Below are 16,341 nucleotides of genomic sequence, written 5' to 3'. Positions count from 1 at the left end.
ACAATGACAAGCACTGCAAGCGCCATCGCAGCGATGGGCGCGGCAAACAGGAAGCGCGCGTATGTCGCGCCGCCGGTCGAGAGGCCAGTGGCCTTCAGGTGCTTTTGCAGCATGAAGCGGCCTGTCTGAACAGCTGCCGCTGCGATTGTTATGAGTGCCCAAAGCTCCATAAATGTTCCTACTGGTGACATAGAGGCGGCTCGGTCTGGCTCGGAGCCGGCGGGATCAGACGTGCTGCATCCGAAGCAAGCAGCGGAACTTCAAGCACGAAGCGATTTTACCCGACTTGCGACTTGTCAACGAGAGGGGGCCGACCAGCCACCATAGCAGTTTACCGACCGTCAGGGCCGATCATTGCTGGTTCCGGCTGAGGTGCTGCCTGACTTGCAAGCATGCTTGTGGCCTTGGTCCGCCTTTGGATCAAGCCGCAATGTCGCACCATGGGAAGCTTACTTTCGTAGAGGACGGAGATTGTTTGGCCGGCTGATTGATCTTATCAAACATCGGTGATGGAAAAGGGCACTGCCGGTGAGGGACAACCCGACGGACAATCTCGGGGGCGAGTACGAACGGGCACGAGTTGCCTGGTACTATTTCGTCGGCGGCCTGACCCAGCAGGAAATAGCCTCGCGCATGAACATGACCCGGCTCCGGGTCAACAAGATCATCGGGCAGGTGCGCGAGGACGGGGCGGTCAAGATCGAGGTTGCCCTGCCCCTGGTCGAATGTGTTGAACTGGGCGAAGCACTTGCCGGCCAGTATGAATTGACCGAGGCGCTGGTGGTGCCCGACGTGCCGGATCACCTGGAGCAGAAGCGCGTCATCGGCGAGGCCGCAGGCGCAATGGCCGGAGCGCTGATCGAGGGGCGGGACCTGGGGGTCGGCATCGCGACGGGCCGGACGCTCAGCTTCGCAGTTCGGGGACTTCAGACGCGGCCGCATGTCGACAGCTGGGTGGTCGGGCTCACAGGCGGCGTCACACGGTCATCCGGCACCAACACCTTTGAGGTGGCGACCAGCTTTGCGCGCAAGATGGGCGTGGACTGCCACTATCTGACCGCCCCGCTCTATTGTGCCTCCCCTCAAGGGCGGGAGACTCTCTTACTGATCGACGAGCTGACAGATGTCCTTGCCCGAACCGAGATCGCCGACCTTGGGATGACCTCCTGCGGCTCGCTAGCCCATGATACGACCCTGACTCAGATCCGGGTGGTCAAGGACCACCTGGAGGATGTGCAGAAGCTTGGCGCCGTCGGGGAGCTGCTAGGATGCTTCCTGGACGCGCAGGGCCGGCCCATCGACCACTTCCTGAACGACTCGATCATTGCCCTTAGTCCCGACAAGCTAAAGCTGAAGCCAATGTCTATCCTTGTCTCTGGTGGGATCGACAAGGTGCAGATCATTCGGGCGATCCTGCGCGCCGGCTATGTGAACCGCTTAGTCACCAATGAGGCGGTGGCCCGGGCACTTCTGGCCGGGCCACGCTAACGTCAGGTCCGCGCCCGGGCCAGCGCCTCCGCCATGCCGCGCAGCATGAGGAAGGTCGAGGCGGCACCGGGATCGATGTGGCCCCGCGACCGCGCGCCCAGCTTGGCCGAGCGCCCCCGGCGGGACTCAAGATCGGCCGTCGCCTTCATCCCCGTCTCGGCCCCGTCTCGGGCAGCGGACATGACAGCAAGCTCGTCATGGCCGCCGGCCGCGGCAGTGGCAGCCTCGACCGCAGGCGCCCAGGCATCCACCATCGTCTTGTCACCAGGCTCCGCCCGGCCGCGATCGCGAATGCCTTGCATGGCCGCCGCCAGCCAGGCCGCCAGTGCGTAGGCATCGAGGTTCTGCCGATCGCTGACAGCGGCGCCCGCACGAAGAAATGCCGTCGCGTAGAGCGGTCCCGATGAGGCCCCCACCGCATCCAGGAACGCCTTCGCCATCCGCTTGCAACTGGCCTCGATGGTCTCGGTTTCCGGCGCCGCGCCCAGAGCCGCCATGACCGCCTTCCATCCGATCTCCATCGTGACCCCATGGTCGCCGTCCCCGATGACGCCGTCCAACTCCGACAACCAGTCGCGCTCGGCAATGATCTGCTCGCCGGCAAGTCGCATCATGCTGCGGAAGATCACAGGGGAGACCGAGCCCTCGGTGATCAGCATTTGCTGCGCCGCCAACTTGTTCTCCCGGACGACTGCGGGCGCTGCATGCCGCACCGACCGGGCGCCTGCCGTGTTGCCCGCCGCGACCGCGCCGACCGTCAGCGCTGGCGTCCGGCAAGGATGATCCAGCAGTGACGTCAGCTCTGCATCCAGGCGCATCAGCGTAATGGATACACCGGCCATTTCCAGCGAGGTCGCATATTCCCCGACCCACGAGCGGTGGATCCGGATGGCCCGTTCGTCCAGAACCTGCTTCACCCGGTCGAAGATGATGTACAGTTCCACCAGCGAAGTCGAACCGAGGCCGTTTACCAGTACGGCAACCCGGTCGTCTTGCGCGGGGGCCATCTCCGTCAGGATCATCTGCATCAGTTCATCGGCGACGGCATTGGCCGAGGCCAGCTTTTCGCGACGGATGCCGGGCTCGCCATGCAGCCCCATGCCGATCTCCATCTCGTCATCGCCAATCTCGAAGTTTGGTTTGCCGGTCTGCGGCAGTGAACAGGCACCAAGTGCCACGCCCATCGACAGGGTGGCGGTATTGGCCTTTTCGGCCAGTGCCTGCACCCGGGCCAGCGGCTCGCCTACGTCAGCGGCCGCCCCGGCGATTTTGAAGACAAAGAAATCTCCGGCGATGCCACGCCGTTCTCCCCGCCGCTCTGCGGGTGCCGAGGCAACATCGTCCGCCACCTGCACCTGCGCGACGCGGGTGCCGGCCGCCTCAAGCTCCTCGGCGGCCATCGTGAAATTCATCACGTCGCCGGTGTAGTTGCCGTAAAGAAAGCAGATCCCTGCCCCGCCATCGGCCGCACGAGCGGCATCCAAAATCTGTTCTGGCGAGGGCGAGGCGAAAATATTTCCCACTGCCGCCGCATCGGCCAGGCCGCGACCAACATAGCCCGCAAAGGCGGGCTCGTGCCCTGAACCACCACCGATGACCACGCCGACCTTTCCGTCGCGCGGGCCGTCGACGGCAACGACGGCGCGACCGGTCTGCCCCTCGACCTTCAGCATGTCGGGATGCGCCGCGACCATGCCTCGGATCAGTTGCGGGATGATGTCTTCAGGCGCGTTGATCAGTTTCTTGGTCTTGGTCATGGGGTTCTCGTTTCGTGGTCTCAGGCGCCATCGCGGCGCAGATAGCGGCGGGACAGTGCGTCGAAGGAAATCGCCAGCACGACGATCGCGCCGGATACGACGCCTTGCCAGTAGGGAGAGACGCCGAAGAGGACGATGATGTTTTCAATGATGGCGATGATGCCGGCCCCGAAAATGGCTCCCAATGGAGAGCCCACGCCTCCGGTCGTGGCCACACCGCCGATGACCGAGGCGGCAATCGGCGCCAGCACCCATGCCTGACCGATCGACGGTTGGGCGGTACCAAGACGTGCCACCATCAACATCCCGGCCAACGCAGCCAGACCCCCTGCGAGGGTAAAGACCAGCAGCCGGATGCGGTCGACGCGGATGCCCAGCATCCTTGCGGCGGCAGCGTTGTTGCCGATCGCATACATGTACCTGCCTATCGGCGTGCGCGTAGTCAGGAACAGTGCCACCGCCAGCACCAGCAGCATGATCAGAAACGGCACCGGCATCCCCAGCACGTCGCCGCGGCCCAGGAACTGAATGCCTTCGGGTATGCCGGTAATGGCGACGCCCTTGGTCAAGACCAGGATCGCCCCGCCATAGATGCCGGCCGTGCCGATGGTCAGGACCAACGAGTGCAATCCCAAGGCGGTCACCAGAAATCCGTTCAGCAGGCCAAGTGCCATGCCCAGCATCAGGGCAAGGACGAGCGCCACGCCCCAGGGCAGACCCGCCTGCACCATCAGCATTCCCGATACGACGCCACAAAGCCCGCCGATGGTGCCGAGGGACAGGTCCAGTTCCCCCAGGATCATCAGAGAGGATTGTGCGATGGTGACAAGGCCGACAAACGCCACCCCTCGCGCGATCACTGACAGGTTGTATGCGGTCATGAAATAGGGCGAGATGATGGCCGAGACGGCGAAGATTGCCGTCAGGGCTACGAACACCCCGGCGAGCGGGTTCCGGATCAGGGTCGCCAGCGCAGAGGGGCGGTTCGCTGCCGCGTGAGTGTCAGTGGACATGGGGTTTCTCCGCGTCTGTGCGCGCCTGGTCCGAGGCGCTGTCGGTCGCAAAGATCGCGCCGACCAGTGTTTCGGTGGACGTCGTGGCTGCGTCGAAATCGCCGGTGATCCTGCCGCCATGCATGGTGATGATCCGGCTGGCGCAGCGGCGAAGCTCCGTCATCTCGGATGAGATCAGGATGATGCCGACGCCTTCTTCGGCAAGCGTCTTCATGATCCGATAGATTTCGGCCTTGGTGCGGATGTCGATCCCTTTGGTCGGCTCGTCAAAGATCAGGATCCGAGGCGTCGTGGCCATGGCGCGACCGATGATCGCCTTTTGCTGGTTGCCGCCGGAAAGTGTAGACATGCGCTGCTGTGGTCCGGAAGCGCGGATGCTGTAGTTGTCGATCACCCGCCGGACTAGCCCGCGTTCCTTTGCGAAGTCTATGCCCATGGCGCCAGACGTCAGAGTCAGGACCGAAATGCCGATATTGTCGCGCAGAGACAGCAGCGGGAAGATGCCGTGGTGCTTGCGTTCCTCGGACAGGTACAGCATGCCGCCCGCCACCGCGCTTGTAGTGTCGCCAAGCCGCCAGTCACGTCCTTCCACCCGAATACGGCCAGTTCTCGCTTTGCGAAAGCCGAAGATCGTTTGCATCAGTTCGGATCGACCGGCACCTACAAGTCCAGCAAAGCCAAGGATCTCGCCGCGACGCAGTGCAAAGCTCACATCGTCGAACATCGAGCCGCCAAGGCCGTCAACTTGCATCAGCGTTTCGCCAACCGCGGCATCAGGGCGAAAATGGTCGTCGATGGATATTTCACGACCCGACATGGCGCGGATCAGACCTGTCTCGTCAATCTCCGCCACTAGGCCCGCATCGACCTTTTCGCCGTTCCGCAGAACCGTGTAGTCATCACCGATCGCAAACACTTCCTCCATCTTGTGCGAGATGAAGACGATTGCGTGATCGCGGTCCAGAAAGCCGCGGATGACGTCAAAGACACGCTGCACCTCTCGCGCAGTCAGCGCAGAGGTCGGCTCGTCCAGGATCAGTACCTTCATGTCTCGATTGGTCGAAGCCCGAGCGATCTGCAGCAACTGCTGATCGGGGACAGAGATATGCCGAACCAAGTCCGAGGGACGCGCTTCTATACCGAAGCGGTCGAGATACGTCTGCGCTTCGGCCTCCATCCGTTTGCGGCTGACCAGCCCGCCATGTCCGGTTCGGTCGAAGGGCATGAACAGGTTCTCGGCAACGCTCACATCGGGGAACAGCGAGAGTTCCTGGGGAACATAGGCGATCTTGCGGAACATATCGGGGTGCTCGAGAGGGTCCTGTCCCTCAATTAAGATCGAACCACGGCTGGCCCGGTCCGAACCGGTAAGGATCTTGACCAGCGTCGATTTTCCTGCCCCGTTTTCCCCTGCCAGGATATGCGTGCGCCCAAGCTCGATGCTCAGGTCAACGCCATCCAATGCCGTCACGCCGGGAAAGTCGCGGCCAAGACCACTTACCTCGAGATAGGCCATGGTTCCTCCTGAGATGGAAAAGCGGCCAACCGATAGGTCGGCCGCACTAGCGCTTAGCCGTCGACGTTTTCCTGCGTCAGGAAGGCATTGCCGGTGTCCAGATAGTCCGGCACCGGAGCACCCGTCGCCTGCGCCCAGAGCAGCATCACGGACCAGTAACCCTGCAGTTCCGGCTGCGACGCGGAAGAGCTGTCGGCCACGCCCGAGCGGATCATGTCCAGCATCTCGGGGAGGTTGTCCAAGCCGACAAGGGTGACCTCGCCTTCCTTGCCGGCTTCGATGATGGCTTGGCCGATGCCAATCGGACCTGCGGCATCAGAGGCGACCCAGCCCTTGAGGTTCGGGTTTGCCTGCATGATCGCGGCTGCCTGCTGCTGGGCAACCTCGATGCTGTCGTTGTCGATGCCCTCCGCGACGACCGTAATCCCCTCGTGCTCGGCAAAAACCTCGCGGTGGCACTCGGCGCGGATCGAGTGGTTCGGGGCCGTTGGCACTCCCATCATGATGGCGACTTCGCCCTCTCCACCAAGAACCTCGACCAGTCGACGCGATGCCATCTTGGCCTGCTCGCAGAAGTCGGATCCTATGTAGGGGATGTCCATTCCTTCGGGCGGAACGGAGTCGAAGATCACCAGTGGGATGTCCTGCGACTGTGCAGCTTCGAGGGAGGCACGGTTGCCAGAGGGGTCCAGCAAGTCGATTGCGATGCCGTCGGGACGAGTCGAGATCGCGCTTTCGACAATCTGGACCTGCTGCACGACATCGGCGGCCTGCGGCGCAGAATACACGATCTCGATGTCCGCGCCGGTCTGTGCTTCAAGCGCCGCAGCAGCCATCTCTGCGCCCTCGTTGACCTTGTCGAACCAAGGGTGAACCACCTTCGGTACGATCAGAAAACGGTAGCTGTCCTTAGTTGCGGTGCCGGGCGCTTCCTGTGCACCGGCCCCCAATGGCATGGCCATCGCCAGACCAGCCAGCGACATGGCAAACTTGTTCATTTGGTGTCCTCCCAGACATGAAAGTACCAGCTTCGGTAACTTGCCTCTCCCCGACGACAATTAAAGACGCGCTTGCCGTCGGGTACGGGTAACACATGTAATACACGCCATACAACAGTTGTTGCTCCGCCGCTCATCTGCGCGCACTGGCTACGATAGTAGGTCGTTAGTCGGCTAGATCTGCGTCGGGTCCTTTCGACCCAGTTTCGCATGCGGTGGGCGTTGTCGCGTACGCTCTCCAGTTGCAGAATCACCACTGGGGTTCGCACCCGGTTCGCAGTTCGCACCGGCCACTCAGAGTGGCGGTGTCAATCCTTGCAACCAGCCGGGAACATGGCGGCGGGTCGGCTGTTGATCCGGACTCCCTGTTGGAACTGGCCCCGCCGCGACTGGCGGGGCGCTTTTCCTTTGCAGTCGGCAGTCAAGGTGATCGGAGGATGTAGCGATGGATCTGGAACGCGTGATAGAGATCGCAGCCGGTGCACATCGTGGTCAGCGGGACAAGGCTGGTGAACCGTTCATACTGCACCCGCTCAGGGTGATGAACGCTTGCTCGACCGGTTCCCAGCGGATCGTGGCCGTGCTTCACGACGTGGTCGAAGACAGCGACTGGACGCTCGACGACTTGCGTCAGGAAGGTCTGGCCGAAGACCTGGTTGCTGCGGTCGACGCCATGACCCGGCGCGAAGGCGAGAGCTATGCCGACTTCGTAGACCGCGCGGCGCGCAATCCCATCGCGCGTGCTGTCAAGATCGCAGACCTGCGTGACAACCTCGACATGACCCGTATCGCGGATCCCACAGAGGCCGATGTGCAGCGATCGCAGAAGTACCTGCAGGCGCTCCGGGCGCTGGGCATGTCGCCCGAATGACACGGCTGAGCCACTCCGGCACGTTTTCGGCGTCCTTACCGCTCGCCCTTGCGCCAGTCCCAAGGCATGACGAACTCGCTGCTCCAGATCCCGCGTTCCGCCACCCGGGCCACGACCTCCTCCGGATCATAGATGCGGCCGCCGTATCGTCGGTAGGCGACAGCCCAGCCGTTCTCGACCATCCAGGCGTTCAGGTTTTCCGGCCCTGCCCGGCAGATCCCGACGATCCGTCCATAGCGATCCTGGTCGCGCTCCTCGCATGTGACCTGCCGCCCTGCGATGGCGGAGACGAGAGCTTTCCCGGCATCAGCTCCGCAAGCCCAGTTCTGACCGCTGCGCCGGCAGAGCTGCCCCGCTTCAGGCGCGTCGATGGCGTAAAGCCGCACACGAACTCCCGCCACGTCCAGGGTATCGCCATCGATGACAGTGGCATTACCCGTTTGCTGGTCGGCCGGTGACTCGCCAGTGACGACTTCCTGAAGCATTTCTTCCAGCCCCTGGCGCAGCTGTGGATTGTCATCTCCGATCAGGAACAGGGCGGTAACGAGGGCGATGGCCGCAAGCCAGACCTTCGGGCCGGCACGGCGCTTTGTTTTGCGGCGCTTTGTCATGGCAGCGGGGTGTATCAGGCAGAGAGCATCGGCAATACCGTGGCGCTCAAAATGGGATGGTCTGCAGCGGCGCGCCAGACGCTGCTCAGCGGCACCCGTGATGTGCAGGAGCTGAAGACCGGCAGGCCCCGGTTCTCATCGAGCATCGTGCATTGTCGAGTACCGGCTTAACCATGTTTCCATGGCAGCCGGAACCGACGGCTTGTTTACCGGATTTTGTTCCATGGATGGCGGTCGGCCTTACAAATTCCCCGTGCCGCGCCCGAGCAGGAGGAGAGTATGGTTCAGCGCGTTCATCTTTCTCTGGTCCTCGCATCCCTGATTTCGGTCAGCAGCCATCAGGCTCACGCTGACCCGGACCTGGGAGAGGTGGTCGGCACCATTGCACGGACCGTTCTGGAGCAACAGCAGGCCGCGCATGAGCGGGCACTCTGGGAGGGGGTTGTCGCGAATGGCTCTTCCGCTGCCTACCGGCAATACCTGGACACCTACCCGCAAGGACCGAATGCGAAAGACGCACGCGATCGGCTGGCCAGGCTGGAGGCAGACAGAGCGGCGGAAAACCGGGCTGCTCAGGCCGAGGCACAGCTTGGTCTGACGCAGGCCGACCGTGTTGCCATCCAGCAAAGGCTTGCCGCTGGTGGATACTACAAGGCCGGCATCGACGGGGTCTTTGGCGCGGGGACGCGGCGCGCAATCCAAGCATGGCAGGACGCCAACGCCCTTGAGGACACCGGATATCTGAACGCACAGCAACAGCGCGTGCTGCTCAACCGGACCCAGGCCGCGCCTGCTCCCGCAGCCCCTGTGGCGAATGTCCCGGATACGTCCGCTGCACAGGCCGAGCTGAACCTCGGCCTGACGCGGGCTCAGCGGGTGCAGATACAGCGCGACCTTACTACACTGGGCTATGACCCCAAGGGAGTAGACGGTCTGTTCGGCGCTGGGACCCGCCAGGCCATCAGGGCGTGGCAGCGCAACACCGGACAGCGCGCAACCGGCTTCGTGACAGCGGCGCAGGTAAGCTCGCTCCATGCGGATGCCGAAGCCCGCGATCCGGCGACAGAAGAAAACCAGGCCGCAGCAATTAACGAAGACCTGCTGGGGCTGACCCAAACAGAGCGCGTGAAGATCCAGCAACGACTCATCAGTCTGGGTTACCTGACTGGTCGGGCTGATGGCATTTTTGGACCTACGACGCGCAATGCCATCAGTCGCTGGCAGGGCGACAATGGTTTGGATGAGACCAGTTACCTGACGGCAGAGCAGGTGAGAACACTGCAGGCGCAGACTCGCATCTAGCGGGGTCAACTCTCCGGTTCTGCAAGCGCCGGTGCGTTTTCTAATCGTCGCGTCTTCCCGAGCAGAGTATGTGAAGTATCTCCTTCAGGCGCGGCGTCTAGTACACCCAAACCCAATTGGGCCGCGGAGTCTCGGATGTCTCTCGCAGCTGTGTGGTTAAGGATTTGTTCATCAATTTCGCACAAGCTTCACAGAAAGATTGAAGTCATCTTGTTCAGGACGTCTTCAAGGTCACGTGCAGGCAAGTAAGTGAAGATGGACTACAAGCATCTGGAAGAGGATGTCGATATCGGCGGCAACATAGGTACGCCCTCGCAGAAGCAGACCGAGGAGAGGGTGGAGAGCTTCTCCGAAGAGGCGCTGAGGGGACTGGCTGAGCTGGAGGCGCGTATCCCCCCTGCAGACGCATTCACGGAGCCTGCCTTCTCGCGGCCCTTCCGCATGACCGATCGGCTGAAGGCGGACGTTGCAGCGGGCGGTGGGTTGCTGCGAGACAATGACGGCATCGCCCGCCCGCACTACTGGGGACATCGCGAACGGCTGCGCACACGGTTCCTGGAAGGTGGCCATGCTCCCATGCCCGAATACGAACTCCTCGAACTTCTCTTGTTCAACGCGATCGGGAAGATCGACGTCAAGCCGCTGGCGAAACGCCTCCTGGCGACGTTCGGGGATCTGAACGGTGTCATCGCGGCGTCCGAGCATCGGATCATGCAGGTCGACGGCGCCGACCGATGGGTCTACTTGCAGCTGAGGCTGGTAGACGCCTTTGCTCAGCGCATGGCCCAAGCGAAGGTGCTGAGGCGGGAGGTTCTGTCAAGCTGGGATGCATTGATCGCCTATTGCCGGACCTGCATGGCCCATCGTGAGACGGAGCAGTTTCGGGTCCTGTTCCTGGATCGCAAGAACACGATGATTGCGGACGAAGCGCTTGGCAGCGGTACTGTCGGGCACGTTCCGGTCTATCCGCGCGAAGTCGCCAAGCGTGCGCTGGAGCTGAACGCGAGCGCGATCATCATGGTGCACAACCACCCTTCAGGTGATCCGACACCAAGCAGCGACGACATCAAGATGACTGGCCGCGTCATGATGGCCTGCGAGGCCATAGACGTCACTGTTCACGACCACGTTGTGATCGGTATGGAGGCCGAAGTCTCTTTTCGTACGGCAGGCCTCATGTAGTGGGTCTGACAGACAGCTCTCGGGGTGAAGTCGTGCGCGTTTTAGTACATACACTGGAGCGGTAGGAAAGCCGGCGTGACATCAGGCTTAGCCAGGCATTCGAGAGCTCAGCATCGGCGACAGTCATCTTGTCCATGAGACCGAAGAGCTCGAGATACTTCTCACCCTCCGTCGCGCCGAAGCGCCTTTGCCCAGAAGGATGTTCTTCCCTTCCAGAGCCTTGAGCGTCGTCGGCACTTCGGCGCCCGCCACGACGAAGTGCATGGTCAGTGAGGGGATCGGGAACAGCGAACGGTGAACCGCGCCGGGTTTGCCGGAGGCTGATCGACATTAGTTACGCGGCCATGGGTTCAGTTTCCGGAGAGGCGTAGAAGTTGGCCTCGGCTTCAGCGGGCAGGATGTTCCCGATGAGTTCGAGGATACGGCGGTTGTTGAACCAGTCCACCCATCGGAGCGTCGCGTATTCCACGGCTTCTAGGCTGCGCCATGGGCCACGGCGGTGGATGACCTCAGCCTTGAACAGGCCATTCATCGTCTCGGCCAAGGCGTTGTCGTAACTGTCGCCGACGCTGCCCACCGAGGGTTCGATACCGGCTTCCGCCAATCGCTCGGTGTAGCGAATAGATAGGTATTGCGAGCCCCTGTCGCTGTGGTGAGCCAGCCCCGTGCCCTTTCCGGGACGGCGATCATGCACCGCCTGTTCCAGGGCATCGAGAACGAACCCCGCATGCGCCTGATTGCTGACGCGCCAGCCGACGATCTTTCTGGCATAGGCATCGATGAAGAAGCCGACATAGACGAACCCCTTCCAGGTGGCGACATAGGTGAAATCCGACACCCACAGCATGTTCGGTGCCGGAACGCGAAACTGGCGGTTCACCTTGTCCAGCGGACACGGTGCCTTGTTGTCCGAGATCGTCGTCCGATGCGGCTTGCCTCTGATAATACCCAGAATACCATGCCCTTCATCAGCCGTGCCACCGTGCAACGGGCAATATTGAAGCCTTCGCGGCGCAGCTGGTGCCAGATCTTGCGCACGCCGTAGACGCGCCAGTTCTCTTCGAAAACGCGGTGGATCTCGGGGTGCAGGGCTTCATCGAGGCGGGCGCGGTCCGAGAGCCGCGCCGGATCGGCCCGCTTCGCCAGATGTTCATAACAGGTGAACGGGGCGATCGGCAGCGCGCTGCAGATCGGCTCGACCCCGTGCGCATCCCGGTGCGCGTCGATGAAACCCACCATCACTTCGACCGGCGGTCGAGTATCCGTCTTGGTCAAGGGCGGTCAGGCAGCCAATCTCGCCTCTCGCGCAGCAAGGTGTTTGCAAGGATGATGATGCGCCGCATGATGGCGGTAATGGCGACTTTCTTCGCTTTGCCGGCCTTTAGCAGCTGCTGATACTTGTCGTGGAGGTCCCGGTTGAAACGGATGGCGACAAGTGCGGGCATGTAAATCGCGCGCCGAATTGATGACCGACCCCCGGTGATCCGCTCCTTGCCCTGCCATTTCCCAGATTGCTGCGTCATGGGCGCAAGTCCGGCGAGAGCGGTGATCTTCTTGCCCTCGAGGCGGCCAAGCTCCGGCATGTCGATCAGCATGGTGGTCGCGGTCAGACGACCAATTCCCGGGATGGTCATCAAACGGCGGATGCGTTCTTCAAGGGTGCCTCGCTGCCTGGCGATCTGCGCGATGGCCTTATTAAGCGCCTGGATATCAGCACCGATGTCCTCAATGCGGCGACCAAGCTGTTCTCGCACGAGCGGGTTCAATGCAGTAGCAAGCCGCGTCTTCGCGGTCACCTGATCTTTGACCAGAGCGCGGCGGGCAGTCAGCAACTCTCTGAGATCATGAACATCTTCGCCCTCGGCGACTTGAGGCGTCAGGTCAAGCACAACGCCCATGCGCGCCAGCATTCTGGCGTCGACGCTGTCGGTCTTTGCCAGTCGCCCGATTGCCTGCGCAAAGCGCCGCGCCTGCTTTGGATTGACCTTGATGAAGGGCAGCCCCGCCAGACTCAGATGCCGCTCAAGCCCACGGTGATAGGCGCCGGTCGCCTCGAAGACGATGAGAACGTCTTCCTCCTTTCCCAGCCAGTCGCACAATTGCCCGAAACCTTCAGGCGTGTTGGGCAAGCAGCACGCCTCCGTCCGAGAATGCCAGAATGCGTCAAGACGGTCTTTTGACACGTCAATGCCGATGGTATCCTTGGCCATCTTTTCTTCCTACCTATGCTTGTCGTTCGGGCCCGCAGCCCACGTATCCGTTCAGGTCGTTAGAAAGGACGGGGCTCGTCAAACTCGACCGCGGTCCTTCAAGACCAAGCTCCGCACGACGCCACCCCCGCCGCTGCCCGCAGTTTGCAGTGCTGGGCAGCGGCTCCCTTTTGCCTCAGGAGCCCCAAATCTCATAAGACAAGCTCCGCCATCGCAAAATACGCTGACGCCTTGCGAAGGATCTCGTTCGCCTGGCGCAGCTCGCGGTTCTCGCGTTCCAGTGCCTTCATGCGGTCGGCCATCTCGGTCGGAATACCCGCCCGCTTGCCGCTATCAACTTCGGCCTTCTTGACCCAATCGTTCAGGGTCTGCGGCGCGCGGCCAATCTTAGCCGAAATCGACATGACCGCCTGCCACCGCGATCCATGCTGACCCTCATTGTCGAGGACCAGCCGCACCGCACGTTCGCGCACTTCAGGGGAAAACTTGTTCGTTGTCTTGCTCATGATGCTCCACCTTACTCAGGAGTTGGAGCCTCCGGCAAACCCGGCGCGGTTCAAAATCTCGAGGAACTTCTTTTGCTCGTTGTCGTAAGAACGCAGCCAAGGAGATGTCAGAGCGGGTCGCAGCGCGTTCGGGCGTGCCCATTGCGGCGCAGCTTTACGATGCTCTTGCCCAACATTATCGGCACGGAGGAGGGCTCAAACTAGCGGTGGCCGAACATGCCACCGACGATGTGGCCTTCAAGGCCAAGACTGAAGTGGTCCTAGAGCATTTCGTCTCCACCCGGGATCCCGACCGCTGACCCTTAGTCAACCTCTGCTTCGGCCTCGGCCGGCACGTCCTCGTCTGTGCCAGTATCCTCCACCGCAGCGAACTGCCCTGCGACATCCGGGGCGTAGCGGCGCAGGTCAGAACGTAGCCTTTGCAGCGCAAGGTCCTTCGTCTTCGCTTCCAGCATCACGTCGAATTCCAAGTCTTGAGCGGTCCGCATGAAAGTCGCGAACTCGAATGGGTTCACATAGTCCGCGTGCCCGGTCCAGACCGGCGGCAGCAGCACGGTCTTCAGCCGCGAGGTCGGCTTGATCACGTCCTTCGTGAGCGCCCTTTTTGCGGGCGCCGCCGATTTCGCGGCCTCGCGTTCCTTGTCGCTGACCTTGCGCTTGATCTCGCGCATCTCGGTCCGCGGCGACGAGAAGTGGATCTTCGGCCGAACGCCATCGGGCCAGGACGCCATGACCCGCTCCAGCACCGTCCGCAGCTCCAGCCGTTCGGGGTTGAGGCACCAGAAATGTTGATAATCGAAGATCAGAGGCACGCCGCAACGCTCGTGGATCCACAGGACATCGGCGGCGGAAAAGCGCAGGTCGTCATTTTCCAGCACCAGCCGGCGACGGACATGTTCGGGGCATTGCGCGTAGCCTTCCAGCCAGCGGGCACGGCTGGCGTCGTGGTCGTCATAGACGCCGCCGACATGGGTTACCATCACGGCCTCGGGTCCCAGCTCCATCCGGTCCAGCATCTCGGCCTGCGAGCTGAGGTCCCAGATGCTCTTCTTTGTCAGCTCAGGGTCGGGGCTGTTCAGCAGCACGAACTGCGAGGGGTGGAACGACAGCCGGATGTCCAGACCCTTCGCCTTGCGGCCAAGCGCGGCAAGCTCGGCGTCGCTTTCGGCCACCATGTCGTGAAACTGCGGCATGTCGGGATGGGTGGCGTAGGGCGCGAGGTCCGAAGACAGCCGGTACATGTCGATCCGTGTTTCGACCAGGTAGTCAAGGATCGTGTCCACATGCTCCAGCGACGTCTTCAGATGGGGGTTTTGCTGCCAGCGCCGTGTGTCGTTGCTCTTGAAACCTGGCCGGCCCATGACCTTGACGGGAAAACCTAGCCGCAGGGGTCGCTCGCTCATTCTTCTACCTTTTCTTCGGGAAAACCGATCCGGTTGACGAAGTCGTTCCAGTCAGCAGGCCGCAGCGCGCCGCCCGTCGCCTTGACGTGCCCGCTGCCATATTCAAGCCCGGCGCCGGGCGGGCGGTGCCGCGCGAGAAATGCGATCAGGTCGGTGTCCGTGCCCGTGCGCGCTGCGAAGTGAATCCATCCGGGGCGGTAGCCGGTGTTGACGGCCAGCACGATCTTGTCCTTCAGCCGCCCGCGCCAGCTTTGCGCCACCAGCGGATGCACCTGGCACCTGGATGAAAAGCGAATCAGTGCCACGTCGCCCCGCACCTTTGGCGGCGCCCGGCGGGCAGCCTCCAGCGCCGCCGAGACCTCGGCCTTCGCGGCACGAAGAACGGCCGTTTCAGGATGATCACCTTTGACAAGCTCCTTGGCTCCGTTGCATTTCATCAGCAATGCCAGCGCCGGGGTCGCATCTGCCGCAGGCGTGCGCCGCGGCGCGTTGATCAGCGCCGCGGCGTCCCGCAGCGCCGTCTTGCCGAACCGCGCCTGCGCCTCGGCAAGTTCCGGAAAGCCAGGATCGGCCATGTCGCCGATCAGACCAACCGCTGCCAGCCAAAGCAGGTCGTCAGCCGGGCCAAGCGCTCTCGCGCACCAGTAGGCCAGCAGCGACGACGTGGGCTCTGGCACCCAGCCATTGCCTGATATCACGGCCGCATCACCCGGCGTTCCTGTTGGCACATGGTGGTCAATCAGCAGTGTTCGAACGCCGGGCAGGATGCTGCCTGCACGGACGCCCAGGTCGGTCACGACCAGTCCGCCGGGCTGGAGACGCCCCAGCTCGCTGCGCAGGTCCGGCGACCAGGGGTTCTCGCCCTTGCCGACGATCCGCGTCATGACGTCCAGCCCGTCGCGCTGCATCGCGCGCGACAGAATGGCCAGCGCCGACAGGCCATCCGCGTCGAAATGGGCGAGGATCAGAATGGCGCGGCTTTTGTCCATCCTCCGGACCGCGACGCGGAAGGCGGCACCGACATCTTCTGCTTTCCGGCGGTGGTGTTCAATCATTGAGGACAACGGCACTGGCAGCCGATAGGTTCGCCCTGTGAAGGTTTGTCTGCCGCCGTTCAGGAGGATTTTCCTGTTTGCGCCATTCTGTGCGGGCGATAAGCACCTGAACGCCGCTACGCCCGCTCTTGCCAGCACGGACCAGAGAGTTCCGCTCGAACTGGACGCGGTTGCGCTGCCGGCTGGCATAAGCACCCTTCGTGACGGCAGCCCTCATACACTTGTGCGCATCGGGGATGACTCTCAGCAGGCAGACCAGTGCCGAAGTTGGCGAACATCATGGACGAAGCCGAACACGATGTGCTGGCCGTGACGTTGCCCCCTCCGCCTAGTCCAGTTTGAGATAGACTCTGGCCCAACCGATAGGACCAGAGATGAAGCGCAGCAGGTTCACTGAAGATCAGATCATCGGCATTCTGAAGGAGCACG

The 16,341-nt window shown here is 62.4% G+C and carries 13 protein-coding genes, 2 pseudogenes and 1 other annotated feature; of the genes and pseudogenes, 5 read left to right on the top strand and 10 right to left on the bottom strand.

The features are described from left to right. Nucleotides 1-528 precede the first annotated feature (528 nt). Complete coding sequence (locus OC184_RS17110) at nucleotides 529-1,488, top strand: sugar-binding transcriptional regulator (protein WP_265508372.1); 960 nt, start codon at nucleotides 529-531, stop codon at nucleotides 1,486-1,488. 2 nt (nucleotides 1,489-1,490) lie between these two features. On the opposite strand, the gene dhaL is transcribed toward OC184_RS17110, so the two are convergent. From dhaL to OC184_RS17090, 4 genes are read right to left on the bottom strand one after another with little or no spacing between them, the layout of a single operon-like run. Then, entirely contained in the window at nucleotides 1,491-3,245 is a 1,755-nt protein-coding gene (gene dhaL, locus OC184_RS17105; protein WP_265508371.1) for a dihydroxyacetone kinase subunit DhaL, read from the bottom strand. A 20-nt stretch (nucleotides 3,246-3,265) separates the two neighbouring features. Next, on the bottom strand, nucleotides 3,266-4,258 hold the full coding sequence (locus tag OC184_RS17100; RefSeq protein WP_265508370.1) for an ABC transporter permease: 993 nt from the start codon (nucleotides 4,256-4,258) through the stop codon (nucleotides 3,266-3,268). Beyond that, the gene (locus OC184_RS17095; protein ID WP_265508369.1) at nucleotides 4,248-5,774 is read right to left on the bottom strand and encodes a sugar ABC transporter ATP-binding protein; all 1,527 of its coding nucleotides are present in this window, start codon (nucleotides 5,772-5,774) and stop codon (nucleotides 4,248-4,250) included. Before OC184_RS17095 ends, OC184_RS17100 begins: the two co-directional genes overlap by 11 nt. Nucleotides 5,775-5,827: 53 nt before the next feature. After that, the gene (locus tag OC184_RS17090) at nucleotides 5,828-6,772 is read right to left on the bottom strand and encodes a substrate-binding domain-containing protein (RefSeq protein WP_265508368.1); all 945 of its coding nucleotides are present in this window, start codon (nucleotides 6,770-6,772) and stop codon (nucleotides 5,828-5,830) included. A 445-nt stretch (nucleotides 6,773-7,217) separates the two neighbouring features. Here OC184_RS17090 and OC184_RS17085 point away from each other — a divergent pair, with 445 nt between their 5' ends. After that, nucleotides 7,218-7,643 (top strand): phosphohydrolase, encoded by a 426-nt coding sequence (locus tag OC184_RS17085; RefSeq protein WP_265508367.1) that lies wholly within the window; start codon nucleotides 7,218-7,220, stop codon nucleotides 7,641-7,643. Nucleotides 7,644-7,678: 35 nt separating this feature from the next. Here the strand turns inward: OC184_RS17085 and OC184_RS17080 are convergent, their stop codons facing one another. Next, entirely contained in the window at nucleotides 7,679-8,254 is a 576-nt protein-coding gene (locus OC184_RS17080) for a thermonuclease family protein (RefSeq protein WP_265508366.1), read from the bottom strand. A gap of 279 nt (nucleotides 8,255-8,533) precedes the next feature. On the opposite strand from OC184_RS17080, the gene OC184_RS17075 reads away from it, so the two are divergent. Then, nucleotides 8,534-9,556, top strand: a complete 1,023-nt coding sequence (locus OC184_RS17075) for a peptidoglycan-binding domain-containing protein (RefSeq protein WP_265508365.1) — start codon at nucleotides 8,534-8,536, stop codon at nucleotides 9,554-9,556. A 255-nt stretch (nucleotides 9,557-9,811) separates the two neighbouring features. Then, nucleotides 9,812-10,738, top strand: a complete 927-nt coding sequence (gene radC, locus OC184_RS17070) for a RadC family protein (protein WP_265508364.1) — start codon at nucleotides 9,812-9,814, stop codon at nucleotides 10,736-10,738. A 334-nt stretch (nucleotides 10,739-11,072) separates the two neighbouring features. Here radC and OC184_RS17065 read toward each other — a convergent pair. The 3 genes and pseudogenes from OC184_RS17065 to OC184_RS17055 all read right to left on the bottom strand — a co-directional run. Continuing rightward, nucleotides 11,073-11,995 (bottom strand): annotated as a pseudogene (locus OC184_RS17065) (IS3 family transposase); the annotation flags it as partial. After that, nucleotides 11,903-12,018: a sequence feature (AL1L pseudoknot), on the bottom strand. (Overlaps the previous pseudogene by 93 nt.) Further along, entirely contained in the window at nucleotides 12,010-12,948 is a 939-nt protein-coding gene (locus OC184_RS17060) for an IS110 family RNA-guided transposase (RefSeq protein WP_265508363.1), read from the bottom strand. (Overlaps the previous feature by 9 nt.) A 215-nt stretch (nucleotides 12,949-13,163) precedes the next feature. Beyond that, nucleotides 13,164-13,454 (bottom strand): annotated as a pseudogene (locus OC184_RS17055) (transposase); the annotation flags it as partial. 104 nt (nucleotides 13,455-13,558) lie between these two features. On the opposite strand from OC184_RS17055, the gene OC184_RS17050 reads away from it, so the two are divergent. Further along, complete coding sequence (locus tag OC184_RS17050; RefSeq protein ID WP_265508362.1) at nucleotides 13,559-13,753, top strand: hypothetical protein; 195 nt, start codon at nucleotides 13,559-13,561, stop codon at nucleotides 13,751-13,753. Nucleotides 13,754-13,756: 3 nt separating this feature from the next. Here the strand turns inward: OC184_RS17050 and uvsE are convergent, their stop codons facing one another. Together uvsE and OC184_RS17040 are read right to left on the bottom strand one after the other, a co-directional pair. Next, on the bottom strand, nucleotides 13,757-14,857 hold the full coding sequence (gene uvsE / locus OC184_RS17045; protein WP_265508361.1) for a UV DNA damage repair endonuclease UvsE: 1,101 nt from the start codon (nucleotides 14,855-14,857) through the stop codon (nucleotides 13,757-13,759). Beyond that, complete coding sequence (locus OC184_RS17040) at nucleotides 14,854-15,846, bottom strand: single-stranded-DNA-specific exonuclease RecJ family protein (protein ID WP_265508360.1); 993 nt, start codon at nucleotides 15,844-15,846, stop codon at nucleotides 14,854-14,856. The genes uvsE and OC184_RS17040 overlap by 4 nt, the downstream gene beginning before the upstream one ends. Nucleotides 15,847-16,341 lie beyond the last annotated feature (495 nt).

It is taken from the genome of Paracoccus rhizosphaerae (assembly GCF_026162645.1).
Taxonomy (GTDB): domain Bacteria; phylum Pseudomonadota; class Alphaproteobacteria; order Rhodobacterales; family Rhodobacteraceae; genus Paracoccus; species Paracoccus rhizosphaerae.
This window is presented reverse-complemented; position numbering and strand designations above follow the sequence as displayed.

What these genes read in the sequence shown, in the direction of transcription:
- dhaL (WP_265508371.1), bottom strand. Translation starts at nt 3,245, where the DNA reads ATGACCAAGACCAAGAAACTGATCAACGCGCCTGAAGACATCATCCCG.
- OC184_RS17100 (WP_265508370.1), bottom strand. Translation starts at nt 4,258, where the DNA reads ATGTCCACTGACACTCACGCGGCAGCGAACCGCCCCTCTGCGCTGGCG.
- OC184_RS17095 (WP_265508369.1), bottom strand. Translation starts at nt 5,774, where the DNA reads ATGGCCTATCTCGAGGTAAGTGGTCTTGGCCGCGACTTTCCCGGCGTG.
- OC184_RS17090 (WP_265508368.1), bottom strand. Translation starts at nt 6,772, where the DNA reads ATGAACAAGTTTGCCATGTCGCTGGCTGGTCTGGCGATGGCCATGCCA.
- OC184_RS17085 (WP_265508367.1), top strand. Translation starts at nt 7,218, where the DNA reads ATGGATCTGGAACGCGTGATAGAGATCGCAGCCGGTGCACATCGTGGT.
- OC184_RS17080 (WP_265508366.1), bottom strand. Translation starts at nt 8,254, where the DNA reads ATGACAAAGCGCCGCAAAACAAAGCGCCGTGCCGGCCCGAAGGTCTGG.
- OC184_RS17075 (WP_265508365.1), top strand. Translation starts at nt 8,534, where the DNA reads ATGGTTCAGCGCGTTCATCTTTCTCTGGTCCTCGCATCCCTGATTTCG.
- radC (WP_265508364.1), top strand. Translation starts at nt 9,812, where the DNA reads ATGGACTACAAGCATCTGGAAGAGGATGTCGATATCGGCGGCAACATA.
- OC184_RS17060 (WP_265508363.1), bottom strand. Translation starts at nt 12,948, where the DNA reads ATGGCCAAGGATACCATCGGCATTGACGTGTCAAAAGACCGTCTTGAC.
- OC184_RS17050 (WP_265508362.1), top strand. Translation starts at nt 13,559, where the DNA reads ATGTCAGAGCGGGTCGCAGCGCGTTCGGGCGTGCCCATTGCGGCGCAG.
- uvsE (WP_265508361.1), bottom strand. Translation starts at nt 14,857, where the DNA reads ATGAGCGAGCGACCCCTGCGGCTAGGTTTTCCCGTCAAGGTCATGGGC.
- OC184_RS17040 (WP_265508360.1), bottom strand. Translation starts at nt 15,846, where the DNA reads ATGGACAAAAGCCGCGCCATTCTGATCCTCGCCCATTTCGACGCGGAT.